Origin of the sequence: Amycolatopsis sp. (genome assembly GCF_025464955.1) — a bacterium.
GTDB lineage: Bacteria > Actinomycetota > Actinomycetes > Mycobacteriales > Pseudonocardiaceae > Amycolatopsis.
This window is the reverse complement of sequence record NZ_JAODNM010000051.1, coordinates 1-17,651: the sequence shown is the minus strand read 5'-3', so window position 1 is coordinate 17,651 and position 17,651 is coordinate 1. Positions and strand designations below refer to the sequence as shown.

At 68.2% G+C, this 17,651-nt stretch carries 17 protein-coding genes and 1 pseudogene; 10 read left to right on the top strand and 8 right to left on the bottom strand.

Annotated features, from left to right (window positions below; genetic code table 11):
- The first annotated feature begins 248 nt into the window (after window positions 1-248).
- The 5 genes from JWQ81_RS10685 to JWQ81_RS10665 all read left to right on the top strand — a co-directional run bounded on the left by JWQ81_RS10685 (window position 249) and on the right by JWQ81_RS10665 (window position 4,567).
- A complete protein-coding gene (locus tag JWQ81_RS10685) occupies window positions 249-1,172 on the top strand; it encodes an ABC transporter ATP-binding protein (protein WP_297540160.1) in 924 nt (307 codons plus the stop codon).
- The gene (locus JWQ81_RS10680; protein WP_297540158.1) at window positions 1,169-1,954 is read left to right on the top strand and encodes an ABC transporter permease; all 786 of its coding nucleotides are present in this window, start codon (window positions 1,169-1,171) and stop codon (window positions 1,952-1,954) included. Before JWQ81_RS10685 ends, JWQ81_RS10680 begins: the two co-directional genes overlap by 4 nt.
- Complete coding sequence (locus tag JWQ81_RS10675; RefSeq protein ID WP_297540156.1) at window positions 1,951-3,051, top strand: histidine kinase; 1,101 nt, start codon at window positions 1,951-1,953, stop codon at window positions 3,049-3,051. Before JWQ81_RS10680 ends, JWQ81_RS10675 begins: the two co-directional genes overlap by 4 nt.
- Complete coding sequence (locus tag JWQ81_RS10670; RefSeq protein ID WP_297540154.1) at window positions 3,048-3,650, top strand: response regulator transcription factor; 603 nt, start codon at window positions 3,048-3,050, stop codon at window positions 3,648-3,650. The genes JWQ81_RS10675 and JWQ81_RS10670 overlap by 4 nt, the downstream gene beginning before the upstream one ends.
- An 89-nt stretch (window positions 3,651-3,739) precedes the next feature.
- The gene (locus JWQ81_RS10665; protein ID WP_297540152.1) at window positions 3,740-4,567 is read left to right on the top strand and encodes a hypothetical protein; all 828 of its coding nucleotides are present in this window, start codon (window positions 3,740-3,742) and stop codon (window positions 4,565-4,567) included.
- Between the two features lie 68 nt (window positions 4,568-4,635).
- Here the strand turns inward: JWQ81_RS10665 and murJ are convergent, their stop codons facing one another.
- The gene (gene murJ, locus JWQ81_RS10660; protein ID WP_297540150.1) at window positions 4,636-6,414 is read right to left on the bottom strand and encodes a murein biosynthesis integral membrane protein MurJ; all 1,779 of its coding nucleotides are present in this window, start codon (window positions 6,412-6,414) and stop codon (window positions 4,636-4,638) included.
- A gap of 948 nt (window positions 6,415-7,362) precedes the next feature.
- Window positions 7,363-7,728, bottom strand: coding sequence for a GntR family transcriptional regulator (locus tag JWQ81_RS10655; protein WP_297540148.1), 366 nt, complete (start codon window positions 7,726-7,728; stop codon window positions 7,363-7,365).
- 9 nt (window positions 7,729-7,737) lie between these two features.
- Between JWQ81_RS10655 and JWQ81_RS10650 the strand changes: the two genes are divergently transcribed.
- The 3 genes from JWQ81_RS10650 (at window position 7,738) to JWQ81_RS10640 (ending at window position 11,999) form a co-directional block, all read left to right on the top strand.
- Window positions 7,738-8,964 (top strand): CdaR family transcriptional regulator, encoded by a 1,227-nt coding sequence (locus JWQ81_RS10650; protein WP_297540146.1) that lies wholly within the window; start codon window positions 7,738-7,740, stop codon window positions 8,962-8,964.
- Window positions 8,965-9,181: 217 nt separating this feature from the next.
- Complete coding sequence (locus JWQ81_RS10645) at window positions 9,182-11,512, top strand: molybdopterin cofactor-binding domain-containing protein (RefSeq protein ID WP_297540144.1); 2,331 nt, start codon at window positions 9,182-9,184, stop codon at window positions 11,510-11,512.
- 10 nt (window positions 11,513-11,522) lie between these two features.
- Complete coding sequence (locus tag JWQ81_RS10640; RefSeq protein WP_297540143.1) at window positions 11,523-11,999, top strand: (2Fe-2S)-binding protein; 477 nt, start codon at window positions 11,523-11,525, stop codon at window positions 11,997-11,999.
- 107 nt (window positions 12,000-12,106) lie between these two features.
- Here JWQ81_RS10640 and JWQ81_RS10635 read toward each other — a convergent pair whose 3' ends face one another.
- The 4 genes from JWQ81_RS10635 to JWQ81_RS10620 all read right to left on the bottom strand — a co-directional run bounded on the left by JWQ81_RS10635 (window position 12,107) and on the right by JWQ81_RS10620 (window position 14,508).
- Window positions 12,107-12,619, bottom strand: a complete 513-nt coding sequence (locus JWQ81_RS10635) for an SRPBCC family protein (protein WP_297540141.1) — start codon at window positions 12,617-12,619, stop codon at window positions 12,107-12,109.
- A complete protein-coding gene (locus JWQ81_RS10630) occupies window positions 12,616-12,936 on the bottom strand; it encodes a metalloregulator ArsR/SmtB family transcription factor (RefSeq protein ID WP_297540139.1) in 321 nt (106 codons plus the stop codon). The genes JWQ81_RS10635 and JWQ81_RS10630 overlap by 4 nt, the downstream gene beginning before the upstream one ends.
- A gap of 70 nt (window positions 12,937-13,006) precedes the next feature.
- Window positions 13,007-13,684: a GGDEF domain-containing protein gene (locus JWQ81_RS10625; RefSeq protein WP_297540137.1), complete on the bottom strand. Its 678-nt coding sequence runs from the start codon at window positions 13,682-13,684 to the stop codon at window positions 13,007-13,009.
- Window positions 13,685-13,695: 11 nt separating this feature from the next.
- Complete coding sequence (locus JWQ81_RS10620) at window positions 13,696-14,508, bottom strand: class I SAM-dependent methyltransferase (protein ID WP_297540135.1); 813 nt, start codon at window positions 14,506-14,508, stop codon at window positions 13,696-13,698.
- Between the two features lie 49 nt (window positions 14,509-14,557).
- Here JWQ81_RS10620 and pcp point away from each other — a divergent pair.
- Window positions 14,558-15,197: pseudogene (gene pcp, locus JWQ81_RS10615) on the top strand (pyroglutamyl-peptidase I).
- 43 nt (window positions 15,198-15,240) lie between these two features.
- On the opposite strand, the gene JWQ81_RS10610 reads toward pcp, so the two are convergent.
- Entirely contained in the window at window positions 15,241-15,990 is a 750-nt protein-coding gene (locus JWQ81_RS10610; protein WP_297540133.1) for a nucleotide disphospho-sugar-binding domain-containing protein, read from the bottom strand.
- Window positions 15,991-16,742: 752 nt separating this feature from the next.
- Window positions 16,743-17,210, bottom strand: coding sequence for a MarR family winged helix-turn-helix transcriptional regulator (locus JWQ81_RS10605; protein WP_297540131.1), 468 nt, complete (start codon window positions 17,208-17,210; stop codon window positions 16,743-16,745).
- Between the two features lie 84 nt (window positions 17,211-17,294).
- Between JWQ81_RS10605 and JWQ81_RS10600 the strand changes: the two genes are divergently transcribed.
- Window positions 17,295-17,651: NAD(P)H-dependent oxidoreductase (locus JWQ81_RS10600; protein WP_297540129.1), on the top strand; the 357-nt coding region annotated here is incomplete at its 3' end.

The following is a 17,651-nucleotide window of genomic DNA, read 5'->3' as shown; positions in this document are numbered from 1 at the left end:
ACCCTTCGTACCCCGCCCCCGCCACTTCCAAACCTCGTCGGTGAACTTCTTTTTTCGAAGTTCCCCTGCCTCGCCCGACGGCGAACCCCTCTACCGCTCGCTCGGCTTCGTCGACCGACCCGACCCCGCACTGTCCTGGCGCCCGACGGCAGCGTAGCCAGCCAGTCGCCCCAGTTGACATTCGTCATATCCGGGTGGTGACTGCGGCTCACTACCGGCATCCGCCCAGCAAGAGCACGGTATGAGACATGGAACGAGCTGGGGACGGGACGGACGCGGTGCTCCGGGTGCGGGGAGCGAAGCACCACTACGGTGACACGATCGCGCTGGCCGGGGTCGACCTCGACGTGCGGGCGGGGGAATGCGTCGCGCTGCTCGGGCCGAACGGAGCTGGGAAGACGACGCTGGTGAACCTCGCGATCGGTTTGCTGGCACGGCAGGCCGGAGAGATCACGTTGGCCGGCGGGGATCCACGACACGCGGCGACTCGACGCCGGCTGGGGGTGGTGCAGCAGTCGCTCGGGTTCCCGAACACGCTGGGCGTCGGCGAAGCGGTGATCGGCGCCGCGATCCGCGCCGGGGTCCGGCGGAGTGCGGCCGGTCCGGTGATCGCGGAGCTCGGGCTGACCGACTTCGTCAAGCAGCGGGTCGTGAAGCTCTCCGGAGGCCAACGGCAGCGTGTGCAGTTGGCGATGGCGCTGGTCGCCGAGCCGGCGCTGCTCGTGCTCGACGAACCGACCGTCGGGCTCGACGTCCCGGCTCGCCGCCAGTTCTGGAACCTGCTGGCACAGCGGCGCGCCAAGGGCACCGCGGTGCTGGTGACCACCCACCTGATCGAAGAATCCGCCGCGGTCGCCGACCGCGTCGTCGTCTTGGACCACGGCCGGATCCTGGCCGACGACCGGCCTGAAGCGCTGGTCGACCGGCTGCCGGACCGCACAGTGTCCGCGCGGAGCGGGCTGTCCGATGCCCAGTTGCTCCGCCTTCCGGGGGTCGTCTCGGTCGACCGGGAGGGCGAGCACGTGCGGCTCGCCACCCGGTCGCCCGAGGCGCTACTGCGGGTGCTGCTCGTCGATGATCCCGGGCTCGCCGACCTGCGGGTCGAGGGTGCCGGGCTGGAAGAGGCGGTCGTCGCGCTGACTCGCGGGGCCACGGCAGGAGTAGCGGCATGACAACCATCAGCACCCACACCACGGCCCAGAACACGGCACTGAACATCCGGGTACTGCGCGTCGAGGTCGCCGAAGACGTCCGCGCGATCGTGCGGGAACCCGCGGCGCTGTTCTTCTCGGTCCTGATGCCGGTGGGCTTCTTCGCGCTGTTCGCGTCGCTGTTCGGGCACCAGACCAGCACCGGGACGACGAACTTCGTCGGCACGACGATGGTCGCCACCTTCGGCGCCTTCGGGGTGGTGTCGGTGATGATGCTCAACCCCGCCGTCAGCGTCGCGTCCGACCGCGACCGCGGCTGGCTGCGAGCCAAACAGGTGTCCGGGGTGCCGACCGGAATCACGCTGGTCGCGAAACTGCTGGCCGCACTGCCTTACGCGCTCGCGGAGCTGGTGGCGATGTCGATCGTCGCGGCGCTGACCGGAACGCTCGACGCTCCGGTCGGCAGGCTGCTCGCCGTCGCCGCGGTGCTGCTGCTCGGCTCGCTGCCGTTCGTGCTGCTCGGGTTGGCCGTCGGGTTCTGGGCCAGCCCCAACGCGACCTCGGCCGTCCTCAATGCGATCCTGCTGCCGCTTTCGGTGTTCGCCGGGCTGTGGATGCCGCTCGGCATCCTGCCGCCGTTTGTCCAGCATCTGGCCTTGTACCTGCCGACCTACCACCTCGGCCACCTCGCGCTCGCCGTGCTGACCGGTGGTCCGGTGCTGGTGCACCTCCTGGTGCTGGCCGGAATGACGGTCATCACCGGCCTTTTGGCCGCGATGTCCTATCGTCATCAGCGACCATGACAAACTGCGAGCCCTCCGGACCACCCGCCGCCGGCACCGCTTGGCAGCGGGTTTTCCGCTGGATCACCATGATCTACCTGCTGATCATGGTGTTCCAGCCGGTCTTCGACCCGACGACGCGGCCGTGGCGGTGGTACCTCGCCGCCGCGCTCATCGCGGCCGGCGCGGCGCTGGTCCTCGTCGGCCAGCGATGGCCGGAGCACGCGCGATGGGCCAGCACGATCCCGCTCGCCGCGCTGAGTGTCGCCGCGATGCCGCTGAACACCGGCGCGGCGATCCTGCTCGTGTATGCCGCCGGTTCGGCGGGCCGGACCGAAACCCGGCGGGACGCGATCCGCTGGTTCGCCGCGCTCACCGTGTTGCTGATCCTGTCGGCGTTGGTGTCGCCCGTGGCGGTGCCGTGGCGGTTCGTGAGCATGGCGCCTTCGCTGATCTTCTTGTGGGTCATCGGCCTGGTGATGATCGAGGAGGCCGACCGGGCCCGTGATGCCACCGAGCTGCGGCTGCGGAACGCCCGGATCGAGCACCTCGCGACGATGTCCGAACGCGAGCGGATCGCCCGTGACCTGCACGATCTGCTCGGGCACTCGCTGACCGCGGTGGTAATGCGGGCGCAGCTGATCGTCGCCGACCCGGCCAGGGCAGCCGCCGAGGCCGCCGAGATCGAGAGCACCGCGCGCGAAGCGTTGACGCAGGTCCGCAACGCGTTGTCCGGCTGGCGTCAGGCGAACCTCGAAACCGAACTGGAATCCGCGCGCGGCACGTTGTCCAGTCTCGGGATCGACCTGGTCGTCGAGCGCGAACCAGGGCTCGTGCTGGTCGGGTCCGCCGAACACGAGCTGGCGCTGGCGCTGCGCGAAGCCGTCACCAACGTCGCCCGGCACACTCGCGCGGGCACCTGCCGGGTCGAGATCGGCCGAGCCGACGGCGAGTTCCGAATGCGGATCTCGGATGACGGCGTCGGCGGGAAATCCCGTGAGGGCAACGGTTTGACCGGGATTCGCGAGCGCGTGACGGCGTTGGGGGGCCGGCTGGACCGGGTCACCGTGGCCGGGACGACACTGACGATCGCGGTACCGCTGGAGGTGGCGATGTGATCCGGGTCGTGCTGGCCGAGGACCAGACCATGGTGCTCGGCGCGTTCGCGTCGCTGCTCGACCTGCAGTCGGACATCGAGGTGGTGGCCACCGCGACCGACGGGAACCAGGCGCTCGAAGCCGTCGCCGAACATCGCCCGGACGTGCTGCTCACCGACATCGAGATGCCCGGCCGCACCGGTTTGGACGTCGCCGCCGAGCTGCACCGGCTCGGCGACCCGACGCGGGTGCTGATCGTGACGACGTTCGCCCGCAGCGGCTACCTGCGTCGCGCGCTGGACGCGGGCGTCTCGGGTTACGTGCTCAAGGACGCCCCGATCGACGACCTGGCTGACGCGCTACGCCAAGTGCATGCGGGAAAACGTGTCGTGGCACCCGAGCTCGCCGTCGCCGCCTGGGACAACGCCGACCCGCTGACCGACCGGGAACGGGAGCTGCTGCGCGAGGTGCTCACCGGCGCGTCGAACGCCGAGATCGCGGCCCGGCTGCACCTCGCGGAGGGCACGGTCCGCAACTACCTCTCCGGGGCGATGGCGAAACTGGCGGCGCAGAGCCGTTCACACGCCGCCAGGACCGCACAGGAACGCGGTTGGTTGTAGTCCTTAGTAGACGCTTAACGCCTACCGAACACTGAGCACGCCCTGCCCACACATCGCTGGCTGTAACTTGGTGGGACAGGAGGTCGACAGTGGGGAATGTCCGGCGCGCGGTGGTCGGTGTGGTGACGGTCGGGGTTGTGGTGGCCGGCGGGATCACGGCGTGGACGTTCTTGCGGCACACCACTACCCCGGCCCCAGGTTGTGTAGCCACCGCCGCTCCGGATTCGACCGGCAAGGCCACTCAGTACACGCTGGACCCGGACCAGGCCGGGAACGCGGCCACCATCGCCGCGGTGGGACTCAAGCTCGGCATGCCCGACCACGCGGTCACGGTGGCGCTGGCCACCGCGATGCAGGAGTCGAAACTCCGCAACCTGCCTGGTGGGGACCGGGATTCCATCGGACTGTTCCAGCAGCGGCCGAGCCAGGGCTGGGGCACGGCGACACAGGTCGCGGACCCGGTGTACGCGTCGACGGCGTTCTACAAGAAGCTCTCCAAGCTCTCGAACTGGACGACAATCAGCGTCACGGAAGCTGCCCAAGCCGTCCAGCACTCCGGTGCACCGGAGGCGTACGCGCAGTGGGAGGTCGAAGCCCGGGCCGTCGCCGGTGCGCTGACCGGTGAACGCCAAGCCGCGCTGACCTGCCACAACCTGGTGATGACCCCGTCCGGCACCGACCTCGCGTCAGCGGCCGGCGACGAACTCGGCACGTCGAAGCTCACCGGCCAGTACGCGGCGACGCGGGGTTGGCAGCTCGCGAGCTGGCTCGTCGCCCACGCCGACGGCTTCAATGTCGACCAGGTCCGTTTCGACGGCCAGACGTGGACTGCCTCGTCCGGCACCTGGGCGCAGACCGGCGCCGCCGACGGGGCCCTCACCGTGCACCAGGCCACCACCCCTCCGCCCACCTCGTAGGGCTCGTGAGCGTTCCGGCACGCCCCGGTGCGGGTGTCCCGCAGGGGCGCAGTAACCGGCCGGAACGCTCACGAGCTTGCGAAGGTTTGGCGCCAGAGAGCGGTGACCCGGCGGGTGACGGGCGCGAACTCCCGCATCCGCGACGCCGCGAGCAGGCCAAACGCGACGCCGACGCCCACCAGGCCCTCGACCGGGACCCGGACCCACGCCTGCCACAGCGCACCGAACGAGCCGGGCACCGCGAGTCCGACCAAGTACGCGGCGAGTGCGCCGACCCCACCGGCGACGGCCGTGAACAGGACGACGCGCAGCGCACGCCGGCTGCGAAGATGCCCTAGCCTGACCCACAACCACACCTGGCCGAGGACAGCGCCGACGACGAAGCTCAGCGCGTTGACCAGCATCGCGCCGAGTACGACCTGGTCGTGGCCGAGCAACGCGGGGCACAGGTACAGCAGCGGGATCTTCACCGCGGTCATCGCCAGCGCGATCAACGTCGGCGTGCGTGCGTCCTTCATCGCGTAGAACACGCGAAGCTGCAGCAACACCATCGCGTAAGGCAACAGGCCCAACGCCGAGATCGCCAACGTCTCGCCGAGCCGATTTCCGGCTTCGAGCCCGTTGTGGCTGAACACGGCGATCCCGATCGGTGTGCCGCCAACGGCGAGCACCGCGGCGATCGGCAGCAGCAGCACGGTCGAAATCCGCGACGCGTAAGACAGGTCGCCGACCATCTTCGCGGTGTCACCGTCCGCCGCCGCCCGACTCAGGCGGGGCATCAACGCCGTCAGCAGCGACACTCCGATGACGCCGTACGGCAGCTGGAAAAGCAGCCACGCGTAGGTGTACGCGGTGACACTCCCGTCGACGCCCCAGCCGGTCAGCACCCGGGTGTTGACCACCAAACCCACCTGGCTGACGCCGACGTAGGCGAGGATCCACGCGGCGAGGCCGGCGAACTCCTTCATCCGCGGGTCGATGCCCCAGCGCCATTTGAACCGGAATCCGCTGCGCAGCAACGGCGGAATGAGCGTCACCGCCTGCGCGACGATGCCGAGGGTCACGCCGCAGCCGAGCACGAGGACGTGAGCGTCGCCCATCCGCGCCGGATTCAGCGAGATCTGGCCGGGCACCAGCCAGAACATGGCCAACGTGACGAGGACGACCAGGTTGTTGAGCACCGGTGCCCAGGCCGGTGGCCCGAAGACGTTCTTCGCGTTCAAAATCGCCGACAGCAGCGCGAACATGCCGTAGAACAGGATCTGTGGCAACAGCAGGTACGCGAAGGCCGTGGTCAGCGTCCGGCTCGTCGGGTTGGCCGATTTGTCGACATACAGCGAGGTGAACCAGGGCGCCGCGGCCACCGCCACGACCGTGCCCACCGCGAGCAGCACCAGCGCCATCGTGATCAGCCGCTGGGCGTACGCCTGGCCCCCGTCCGGGTCGTCGTGCGAGCGCACCAGCAGCGGCACGACCACGCTCGACAACACCCCGCCGAGCAGCAGTTCGAAGACGATGTTGGGCAACGTGTTGGCGACGTTGAACGCGTCGTTGACCGCGCCGGCGCCGACCACCATGACCAGCGCGATCTTCCACCCGAACCCGGTGATCCGGCTGGTCAGCGACGCGATCGCGATCCGGCCGCTCGACTTCGCCAGCGACTGAGCGGGCGCCGGGCCACCGACCGTGACGGCCGAAAACACGACCGTGCTGGCGAGCTCCGAGTACGGGCGCCGCACGTCGGGGTCGTTCGTCGGCCACCGCACGCCGATCGGCAGCCCACGGTCACGCGGGATGAACACCGTCGGCTCGTCGTCGATCACCTTCGCAATGTAGTCGTCCGCCACCCGTAGACTCCCCGGAAACGAGCCTTCCGCCACCGCAACTCGACGGCGACTTGCGATCTCTTAAAAACTAAGAGACCCCACAAAAGCGCCAAAGTGCGACGCTGGAGAGGTGAGCCGGCTCACTTGATGGCACTGCCGGCCTGCCAGTCGGTCCACGACTTCGACCAGTCGCCGTAGAGGTCGTCCAGTGGCAGCGCGGGGCCGCCGGAGTTGGTCACGTCGACGACGTCACCCAGACCGAAGTTTTCGAAGAACCATAAACATGCACGTTCCAGCCGAGGATCGACCAGACAAAGGGAAAACCGCCGGGTGGTCGAGCAGCCCCGCCAAGTCCGGGCAGCACTTGACCGCGCTGAGCTGATGCAGCGCAACACCTTTGTGGCTCTTCGGTCGTATATGTGGGTGCTGGTTGCTGTGGACTCGCTGCGTATTACCGCGACAAGGGCTGGGACGGGCGGTGTACGGCGAATGCCGGTGTCCGGAGCTGGGTGTGGGACTCGTCGGTCTGACTGTGGAACTCGCCCTCGCTGAACGTGGGACTCGCACAGCACATCGGCGAGTCCCACACTCCGGCCTGGCGAGTTCCACGTTCAGGCCGACGAGTCCCACATTCACTGACAGCCGACCGCACCGCGAACGACCAGGTAGCCGTCCCGCTCGAAGGCGTCCCGATCCGCTGCGGTCATCGGCGTCCAGACCTCGGACAGCGTGCTCTGGTTCATCGACCGGCCTTTCCCCATCGGTTCGCGACAATTCCCTGTCACCCCGCCGGGTGGGCACGGTCACCTCAACGACAAATCCCGCGTCGGATTGGAAACCACGCTAGGTCGGCGTCGATCAAGAAGTGATGAAGAAGCCGTGCTGAGCCGATCCGATCTTGATTTCATCGAAGGCGAACCAAGCCTTCATGGATTCTTCATTGCGGCTGGTGTCGCGTGCTCCCGCTCGTCAGCCGTCGCGGCCCGGGCAAACGGCGTCCCACCGCACGCCCCCGCGTTTGAGGGCTTCGCGCAACACGAGCGATTCGATCGCGCACCGGGCGTCGGTCAGGTGCACGAGGTCCTCGGCGGAGATGGGCGTGGTGCGGAAGCCCAGCTGCGGCTCAGACTGAACCAAGCCCTCGGCGGTCAGCCGCGACAGCGCCTCCCTGGCCACCCCCATGCTCACGTCGTACCGGGCGCAGAGCTCGGCGAACGGCAGGCGACTTCCTGACGCCTGCCGTCCGGCCAGGGTGTCCTGGCGTAGCGCGAGGTACATCCGCTCCACCCGGGTGGAGGCGCTTCGCGGCTTTCTTGCCATCACGGGTACTAGCATCAGGCGACTATGGGCGACCTACCGAGTGGGCTGATCGCGGAGTCACTCGCGGCGAGTGTGCTGCTGCGGGTGCCGGCGCTGACCGACGTCATGGTGCGCACGATCCAGGAGCAGAATCCCGGCTACCGCCGGGTGAAGGTCGTCAGCCGCGACGACCTGTGGAAGTCCTGCCATGACAACGTCACCCGCGTCCTCGAACTGATCTCCGGCACGGCCGGCCAGGAGGTCCCGGAGACCGCGCGCGAGCGCTACTACGACGCGGCGCGCGCGACCGGTCAGCGCCGCGCCGAGCAGCGGATGCCGCTCGACGACGTCCTGCGGTCGTTCCGGCTCGGCGGGCGGCTGGTCTGGGAAGCCCTGATCGACCAGGCTCGCGAGGACGACACGGTCGACACCGACGGGCTGCTCGACGTCGCGACGCGAGTGTGGGAGGTCGTCGACGCGATCTCCGCGCAGGTCGCTTTCGCGTATCACGCAGCGGAACGTCAGCTCGTCCGCGCCGACGAACGCCGGCGCGCGATGCTCTGGGAAGGGCTGCTGCAGGGCCGCGCGAAGGACCTCGCGTTCGCCCACGAAGCCGCGCGGATCGTCGGCGTCCCGGTGGACGGACCCTACGTCGTCGTGGCGATCGACCTGCGCGCCGAGGACGAGGGCATCGCGGACCACCTCGGCGAGCGGCTGACCGCCGACGGCGTCCAGTCGGCATGGCAAGTGCGAGCCAACACGCTGGTCGGGCTGCTCGCACTGGCCGAACCGACACTGGGCACAACGCTGCACACGCTCAGGGACTCGCTGGACACGACAGCGGGAGTGTCGCTGGTCGTCGACGGGCTCGCCGGGATCGACGTCGCGTACCGGCAGGCACTCCTCGCGCGACGCACGGTGGTACCCGGCCGCATCGAGGTCGTGGCGCTGGAAGCCCGGCTGCCAGAGGCGCTGCTGCTCGGCTCGCCGGAGCTGGCCGAGCGGCTGGTCCTGCTGTGGCTCGGCCCCTTGCTGCGGGTGCCGGTGGCCGAGCGGAGGCTGCTGCTCGACACCCTCGAAGCGTGGGTCGCGACGGCCGGTTCGACCACCCGCACGGCCGAGCTCGTGCACTGCCACCGCAACACGGTGATCAACAGGCTGCACAGGATCCACGAGGTCACCGGGCACGACTTCGCCAACGTCGCGCCCCACCTGGAACTCTCCCTCGCGCTGCGAGCCTCCTGGCTCCTGGCCCCCGGCCCCCTGGCCTGACCCCGCACGTCCAACTTGATCTTGCGGCTGGGCGGATTGGGCAGAGTGCACAGCGGCGCTAGGCCAAATGTAGGCGCGTTGGTCATGGCACGGTGCGTGTGTCTCGTGACACACTCCGCGACACAAGGTCACGCGCACCCCCACCGCGACCGCGCGAAACACACCAGTTAGCTGCTCGGGCGGCTCCGTCCGTCCGCGTTCGTCGAGAGGACCCTCCATGGCAGAACACCGACGTTCGCCAAAAGCTCCGGACCCGGATTCGAGCGGCCTCGGGCGCCGCCGGTTCCTGGGATATCTGATCGCTGCGCCGACACTCGCCGTGGGCGTCCAGTGGGGACTGCAGTCCGCCTCCCCGCAGGAGGCCGGCGCGGCCATCCCGTCGATTCCCCAGCCCGCCGATCTCTTCGACCTCGGTGACCTGCAGAACCTAGCCGCGCTCCCGACGTCCGGGCTGATCGGCGTCCAGGTGGACACCGCCGGCGTCGCCCACTTCGCGCTGCCCCGCGCCGAAGTCGGCCAGGGCATCACCACGGTCACCGCGATGATGATCGCCGAGGAGATGGACCTGCCGCTGAGCAAGGTCGTCGTCACCCTGGCCGACGCCAGGCCGGAGTTGCTGATGAACCAGCTCACCGGCGGGTCGAACTCGGTCCGCAGCATGTACACGCCGATCCGCACGGCGGCGGCGATCGCGCGGCAGCAGCTCGTCGCGGCCGCGGCGAAGAAGTGGAGCACCCCCGCCGCGAACCTGAGCACCCGCAACGGTTTCGTCGTGCACCCCAACGGCCAGACGTTGAGCTTCGGCTCGCTGACCGAGGCCGCGGCCGCGCTGGTCACGACCGTCATCTCCGCGCCGCTGAAGAAGCAGGCCGACTTCAAGATCCTCGGCACGCCGCAGAACCGCATCGACGCGCACGACATCGTCACCGGCCGCAAGACCTACGGCATGGACATAAAGGTGCCGAACGCGCTGCCGACGATGGTCCGCCGCCCGCCGACCATCAACGGCACGGTGAAGTCCGTCTCGAACCTCGCCGCGGTGAAGGCGATGCCCGGCGTCACCGACGTCGCGATCATCGCCAACGGCGTCGCTGTGCGCGCCGCGACCTTCGGGCAGTGTGTCGACGGGATCCGTGCGCTCAAAGTGATTTGGGGCGGGGGCACGGTCGACGGCCAGTCCGACGCCACCGTGGCGAAGGCGCTGAAGGCGGCCGAACTGCCGATGGTGGTGCCGCCGCTGCTGACCCAGTACGTCGAGACGTCGTTCACCTTCGCCTTCGCCAGCAACGCGCCGCTCGAACCGGACAACGCGATCGCCGACGTCCGGGCGGACAGCGCGGAGATCTGGTCGAGCCTGAAGGTGCCGATCGTCGCGCAGGAGGCGATCGCCGCCAACCTGGGCCTGCCGATCAGCGCGGTCAAGGTGCACGTGGCACAGGGCGGCGGCTCGTTCGGCCGCCACCTCTTCCACGACGTCGCGGCCGAAGCGGCCGAGATCTCGCAGAAGATGAAGAAGCCCGTCAAGCTGATGTGGTCGCGGACCGACGACTTCCGCCAGGGCCGCGTCCACCCGATGTGCACGTCACGGGTTCGCGCGACGTACCTGCTGGGCAACGTCGTCAGCTACGAGCAGCGGCACACCAGCGTGGAGACCGACTTCGGGCACGGGCTCGGCGAGATGATCACCGCGACCGCGGCGCACCTGCCGATCGCCGGGAACCTGAGCTTCGCTGAGTCGATTTTCGAGCTGACCCAGTCGGTTCCCTACAACTACGGGATCACCACGCAGCTCCTGATGGAGTCGCCGCTGAAGTACAACACCGGCAGCATGCGCAACATCTACTCGCCGAACGTGGTGTGCGCCCAGGAGCTCATCACCGACCAGCTCGCCAAGAAGATGGGCAAGGACCCGGTGGTGTTCCGCCGCGAGTTCCTCAAGGACGACCGGCTCAAGGCGTGTATGGAAAAGGCCGTCCAGGTCGGGCAGTGGGGCAAATCGCTGCCGGCCGGGGTCGCGCAGGGCATCGGGCTGCACTCGGAGTATCGCGGCGCGATCGCTTGCCTGGTCGAACTCGACTGCCGGCCCGAGACGGTGAACCGCAAGGTCACCGACGGTGTCACCGGGCCGCGCGTGACCAAGGCACTGATCGTGGTCGACGCGGGGTTTGCGCTCAACCCGCGCGGGCTCGAAGCGCAGATGATCGGCGGGATGAACGACGGTATCGCGCTCGCGCTGACGTCCAGCCTGCACATGAAGGACGGTATCCCGCTGGAAGGCAGCTGGGACAACTACTTCTACACGCGACAGTGGAACACGCCGCTGGAGATTCAGGTCGTCATCATGCCGCCCACCACCGGTGAGCCCAGTGGTGCCGGTGAACTCGGTGTCGCCCCGTCGTTCGCCGCCGTCGCGTGTGCCTACGCGCGAGCAACCGGGACGATGCCGACCACCTTCCCGATCAACCACGGCACGCTCAGCTTCGAGCCTTACCCGACCGAGCCGTCGACCCCGCAATCGCCGACCGACGGCCTCGACCACGCTTTCTAAGGAGCCTTCCGTGCCAAGCCACACCTTCAAACTCAACGGCAAGCAGGTCACCGTCGAAGCCGAGGACGACGTTCGCCTGTTGTGGGTCCTGCGGGACATGCTCGGCGTCACCGGCCCGAAGTACGGCTGCGGACTGGACGTCTGCAAGGCCTGCACCTCGCACATCAACGGCAAGGCGTTCAACCCCTGCTCGGTGCCGGTGTCGAAGATCAACGCCACCGACGAGGTGACCACGATCGAAGGCCTGCCGGCGACCGTCGGCAAGGACCTGCACCCGATGCAGGAAGCCTGGCTGGAGATCGACGTCGCGCAGTGCGGCTACTGCCAGCCGGGCCAGATCATGGCCGCGGTGGCGAAAGTCAAGCAGGCCAGGGCCGCCGGACACGAGATCGGCGACGCCGACCTCGACGAGATCCGGAACATCTGCCGCTGCGGCACCTACTCCCGCATCCGCGACGCCATCAAAGCCGGCGCCAAGAACATGTAGTCCGGCTCGTGTTCAGGACCCCTCGGGGCCACCCTTGTGGCGTTAGAAGCCATCAGGGTGGCCCCGAGGGGTCTTTTGCGCAGCGTCCACAGGGCCGGGCCGGGGCGTCAGTGGTCGACGAGGGCGGTGCCTGATTCCAGCAACGTCTTGAGGTCGCTGAGGATCCACGGCCAGCCGCCGCCACCGCTCTGGGAGTCGCCGGCGCCCTCGATCATGGCCGCGACGCTCTTGGCTTCGCCGGTTTCGTGGATCACGGTCAGCTTGGTGCCGCTTCCCTGGGTCTCGGTGATCTCGTAGGTGAGCTGGGTGAAGCCCTCGGCCTTCGCCCCCGGGTCCATCGCCATCCGCCAGGTCTGGACGAGTTTGCGCGGCGGGTCCGCCTCGATGACCTCGCCGTCGACCATCAGGTCCGGCAGGTGGTAGCCCTGGTCGGCCGCGGACTTCTTGATCTCGTCGGTGGCGAAGATGGCGAACTTGCCACCCGGGCGCAGGTCGAACTCGACGTTGCCGCCGTAGCCGTATTTCGCCGTCCACTCGGGCTTCACGATCGCGTCCCAGATCGCCTGCGGCGTGGCTTTGATGTAGACGCGGAAAACCTGCGTGGTCTTCGTGTCGGTCATGGCTCTTCCTCCAATTGGGCTTTCAGCTCGGCCAGCGCGGACACCTGTGCCGCGGTGTATTTGTCGATCCAGCGGTCGTGGATCAGCCGGATGGGGACCGGGTTCAGGAAGTGCAACTTCTCGCGGCCCGACTTCCGGGTGACGACCAGCCCCGCCTCCTCGAGCACCCGCAGATGTTTCATGACCCCGAATCGGGTCATCTCCAGACCCGACTCCAGTTCGGTGAGCGTGCGTCCGTCACGCGTGAACAGCAGGTCGAGCAGGAAGCGGCGGGTCGAGTCGGCGAGCGCCTTGAAGATCAGGTCGTCGTCGGTCACTAAGCGAGGATAGGTGACTAAAAGGTCACATGTCAACGTGTGGAGGACGCCCTGCCGTGGATGACCGTGACTACCCGAGCGGGGGTTCGACGAAAGCGGGGTGGTCCCGCCCGAGCGGCGGGTTCCCGTCGACCAGCCGGACCTGGTCACGCCCCGACTTTTTGGCCCGGTACAACGCGTTGTCGGCGATACGGACAAGATCGTCGACGCTGTCCAGGCCGGGAGACGGATAGCACACGCCACCAATCGAGACCGTCGTCGTCACCTCAGCCGACTCGTCGCCAGGGACGTCGGCGATGCGCAGGCCCCGCACCCGCAACCGGATCCGCTCGGCCACGGCGAACAGGTTGCCCCGAGTGCCGACATCGGCGATCGCGACGACGAATTCTTCCCCGCCCCACCGGCCGCACACGTCCTGGCCGCGGATCTCGCCTTGGATCTCCTCGGCGACCGCCCGCAGCACCCGATCACCGACCAGGTGGCCGTAGCGGTCGTTGACGCCTTTGAAGTCATCGATGTCGATGATCAGCACACCCATCGTCGCGCCCCTGCCGCGCGCCGTGCTGAAGATCTTCTCGGCGATCTGCTGCCACCATCGCGCGGTGGACAGTCCCGTCTTGCCGTCGGTCCGCGACAGCAGCTGAAACTGCGAAAGCAGCAGCCCTCGGTGCAACGCGACGAGGACGAGCACCACCGGCACCAAGTCCACCGGGTTGCCCACGACGAACTTCGCCGCCAAGGACGCCATGGGCTGAGAAGTCAGCCGCCGATGCGCACGGTCACCTGGTTGTCGGCGTAGGTGTAGGCCACGTACTCGAATTCGACACCGGTCCGCTCGACGTACTCCAGCCAGGCCTTGTGCTCGTGCTGCTGCCAGCCCGGGTAGTTGAAGAACTCGTCGAAGTGCACGATGCTGCCCGGGCGCAGCCGCGGCCCCACCAGGTCGAGCACGGTCTTGGCCGAGCTGTACAGATCGCCGTCGACGTGCAGGAAGTACACGTCCCCGGGGTGGGTGTCGAGGAAGCCAGGGAGGCTGTCGGCGAACAGGCCCACCACCAGTTCCGCTCCGGGGACGTCGGGCGGGTCGGGCCTGGCGAACGACCCGGCGGGCATCCCGTTGATCCAGTCCTCGGGCAGCCCCTGGAACCAGTCGAATCCGAAGACGCCTTTGCCACCCCGGGACTCCGCGATCACTCGCAGCGTGTTCCCGGTGGCGACGCCGAATTCCAGTGCCATCCCGCCGGCCGGCGCGAGGAGGAGCGCGTTGGCCAAGGTCTCCTGGGGCCGGGCGAAGGGTGTGGCGCTACGGAGGAACTCGGACGCGAACCGGTTGCTCTCCGCGGCCGCCTCGAGGTCGCCGGCGTAGATCATGTCGCGTCGGGTGCGGATTTCGAATTCGACGACGCGGTCCAGGCAGCGGTCTCCCTGCCGGACGATCTCCTCGCGGAGTTCGGCGGCGATCCGGTTCAGCTCCTCGACGTACGGGTCGCTGAACTTCCTCGCCACCTTGTGCAGACCTCTTCCGACCACTCTGCGCGCGGACTTACGTACCGAGGAAGCGGTGGGATTCATCGGGGGACGGTACCCCACGCCTCGGCCGCGCGCGGGCATACTCGCGCATATGCGTCGTATCCTGATGACCGGGTTCACCCCTTTCGGTGTTGAGCGGGTAAATCCCTCCTGACAGGCGGTTTCCCTGCTCGCGACACGCCGGCCGATCATCGCCGTCCAACTACCCTGCGAGTTCGCCGCCTCACTGCCCGCGCTCCACCCGGCGATCGGCGAACACCGGCCAGACCTCGTCGTCTGCGTCGGTCAAGCGGGCGGCCGCCCCGGCGTCTCACTGGAACGCGTCGCCGTCAACCTCGCCGACGCGCGCATCCCCCGATAACGTGGGCGCGCAACCGATCGACACCCCCGTCGTCCCGGACGGCCCGGTCGGCTACTTCAGCACCTTGCCCGTCAAAGCGTGCGCAGCGGCGATCCGAGCGGAGGGCGTCCCGGCGTCAGTCTCCCACACCGCCGGGACGTACGTGTGCAACCACGTGTTCTACGGCCTGATGCACCTACTGGCCACCGGGTTCCCCAACGTGCGCGGCGGTTTCGTCCACGTGCCCTACAGTCCAGAGCACGTGGCCGCCGCCGGAACCGACGCCCCGAGTCTGTCGGTCGACCGATGCGCCGACGCCCTCGGCGTGCTCGTCGACACCGCCCTCAGCACGACCACCGACCTCACCACGCCCGCCGGATCGCTGCATTGACACTGCCGACTGGCATTTTCGAAGATCTGCATTGCTTTCTCCACTATGACGTCCATCTCGTCGATGGGGTGCCGAACCGCTTCGCATTGAGGGCGATGTCGACCAGTTCTCGCGCAGCCGACTCGACGGACGGCATCGTCTCGATCTCCTCCTGTAGCCGCACTGCCGCATCGCGATGGTCGCTGTTGTTCACGACAGCGTGGACACTGCTGTGAATGGCGTCGGCGCTGACCTCCCGGGGAGTGATCACCTGAGCCGCTCCGGCACGCCGGCAGGCTGCCGCGGTGGGGAACTGATCCGCGCCCCGGGGCAGCAATACCAAGGGAAGGCCGTGAGCCAGCGTGGTACCGGCGCCGCCGTGGCAGACCACGGCATCGCACAGCGGGAGGAGCGCGGCCAGCGACAGCCACCGTTCGAAGTGGATATTGGCGGGGAGTTGTCCGAATTCGGCCGGGTCATTGGTGTTCCCGACGGTGACGACTACGTCGATGTCCTCGGTGCCGAGGGCCTCCAGGATCGGGGAGAAAGTCCCGGGTTGGTTGAAGATCGGGACGGTGCCGAGGGACACGTAGACCACCGGGCGGTTGCCGAGTCGTTCCGCCCACGGGGGAAGGCCGTCGTCGGCAGACCCGGGCACGGTGGGGCGGACAGGACGGGCGCAACCGGCTGCCGGACCAAGCGTGGGTTGCAGGCTGGTCGGCACCGGGTCGAGGTAGCCGTACCGATAGAGCCCCGCGTTGTCATCGGGCTCGAGTCCGGCGGCCAGCCACAGCGGCCCGACCCAGCCGGCCATGGCGGCGGCAGTTCGGGTTCGAGCAGTAGTCCGGTGCCGTAGGTGATCGACGGCACGCCCAAACCGGCCGCGAGCAGGGGCGCGGCCAGATCGACCGGCGGGCGACGTCTTCCGTTCCCTCATCCAGGATCGGGGCTGGTCTGGCCAGGACGCCGAGAGCTGGATTGCCGCCACTCTCGCGCGTCTACTGCTCGACCTCGGAAACGGCAACACAGCCCAAGTGAGCATGCGATCAGGGCACTGACGAGCCCCAACCCACCCCGTCCGGCCGCTACCAGTCCAGGCGCAACTCACCGAGATACTCCCGAACGCACAAACCCCATCCGGCCGAAGCCAAACGGGGACCATGTGAACATTCTTTGGAGCCGGCAAGGGGATCGAACCCCTGACCTCCTGTTTACCAGGCAAGTAGACCTTGTCCTGCCGAGTCCGCCCAGTGCGTCCTAGCAGGTCAGCGTCCGACGAGATTCCAGGCCAGGCCCTCCAGAAGTAGCTCGCGCCGCCGGCCCTCTGACTACCGGGCGCAGTACTGCCAGAACGGCCGCTCTATCACCGTCGGCCACTACGAAGCCCACCTGGCCGCCGGCTGCGCCCGACACACCGGCCTCGCCTGGAAGGCGTCCTACCAGGCCACCCGACCCCACAGCGTCGGTGACCTGCCCAACCATCGACCGCGCTCATCCACGACAACGACCGGCCGACACAACAACAGCCAGGTCAACGGCCACGGGACCCCGTTCGAGACCAGCGACCTAGGCGTCGACGTCCGTGGGGCAGCGTGTCTCCCCTCCACGGGCCGCTTGCAGAAGCAGGGCGTGCAGCATCTCGCGCTGACTCTCGTCGAGCGCGCCGAGCACCTCGTCCTCGACCGCCGCGAGCGCGAATTCGGCCTTCGCGAGCTGCTTCGCGCCGGCGTCGGTGAGCTCGACCATGTGCCGGCGGCGATCCTCGGGCGAGCGTCGTCGTTCGATCAGGTTCCCGGCCTCGAGCTCGTTGAGCAGGCCGACAATGTTGGTCCCGTCCATCTCCAGCGTCGCGGCGAGCGACTGCTGAGTGCAGTCGCCGCGATGCCGCAGCACCGTCAGCGCCACCAGATGACGCGGCCGCAGACCCAGCGGTGTCAGCACTGCCTCGGAACGCACTCGCACGCGACGCGCGAGGTGGTCGAGAAGCGCGCCGGAGCGATGCACCGGAGCGTTTACCACGGGAACGGAAACCATACGTCAAGTGTACCCGCCCACACCATGGATCGGTGTGCTATACATGGTTGATGTCGCACAAACCATCTACGAAGGGGCAGTGAAGTGATGCACCTCCTGCACATCGACTCGAGCATCCAGGGCAACCGGTCCGTCAGCCGCAAGCTCACCGCGCGCGCCGCGGACGTCTGGCGCACCGCGCACCCCCGAGGCACCTTCACCTACCGGGACCTGGGCAGCAACCCCGTCCCACACCTCGACGCGGCCGGTGGACTGGCCGTGCGTGTGCCGCCGGAGCAGCGCAACCCGGCTCAGGTCGCCACGTTGGCACTCGCCGAAGAACTGGTCAACGAGATCAAGGCAGCAGACACCGTCCTGCTCGGACTTCCGCTGTACAACTTCGGACCCCCCAGCAGCGTCAAGGCCTGGGTGGACCACCTCATCGCGTCCGGACTATCCGTC

Excerpts from the sequence above, each read along its gene's own strand:
- JWQ81_RS10685 (WP_297540160.1), top strand. The coding sequence starts at position 249 with ATGGAACGAGCTGGGGACGGGACGGACGCGGTGCTCCGGGTGCGGGGA.
- JWQ81_RS10680 (WP_297540158.1), top strand. The coding sequence starts at position 1,169 with ATGACAACCATCAGCACCCACACCACGGCCCAGAACACGGCACTGAAC.
- JWQ81_RS10675 (WP_297540156.1), top strand. The coding sequence starts at position 1,951 with ATGACAAACTGCGAGCCCTCCGGACCACCCGCCGCCGGCACCGCTTGG.
- JWQ81_RS10655 (WP_297540148.1), bottom strand. The coding sequence starts at position 7,728 with ATGCTAGTACCCGTGATGGCAAGAAAGCCGCGAAGCGCCTCCACCCGG.
- JWQ81_RS10650 (WP_297540146.1), top strand. The coding sequence starts at position 7,738 with ATGGGCGACCTACCGAGTGGGCTGATCGCGGAGTCACTCGCGGCGAGT.
- JWQ81_RS10645 (WP_297540144.1), top strand. The coding sequence starts at position 9,182 with ATGGCAGAACACCGACGTTCGCCAAAAGCTCCGGACCCGGATTCGAGC.
- JWQ81_RS10635 (WP_297540141.1), bottom strand. The coding sequence starts at position 12,619 with ATGACCGACACGAAGACCACGCAGGTTTTCCGCGTCTACATCAAAGCC.
- JWQ81_RS10625 (WP_297540137.1), bottom strand. The coding sequence starts at position 13,684 with ATGGCGTCCTTGGCGGCGAAGTTCGTCGTGGGCAACCCGGTGGACTTG.
- JWQ81_RS10620 (WP_297540135.1), bottom strand. The coding sequence starts at position 14,508 with ATGAATCCCACCGCTTCCTCGGTACGTAAGTCCGCGCGCAGAGTGGTC.
- JWQ81_RS10610 (WP_297540133.1), bottom strand. The coding sequence starts at position 15,990 with ATGGCCGGCTGGGTCGGGCCGCTGTGGCTGGCCGCCGGACTCGAGCCC.
- JWQ81_RS10605 (WP_297540131.1), bottom strand. The coding sequence starts at position 17,210 with ATGGTTTCCGTTCCCGTGGTAAACGCTCCGGTGCATCGCTCCGGCGCG.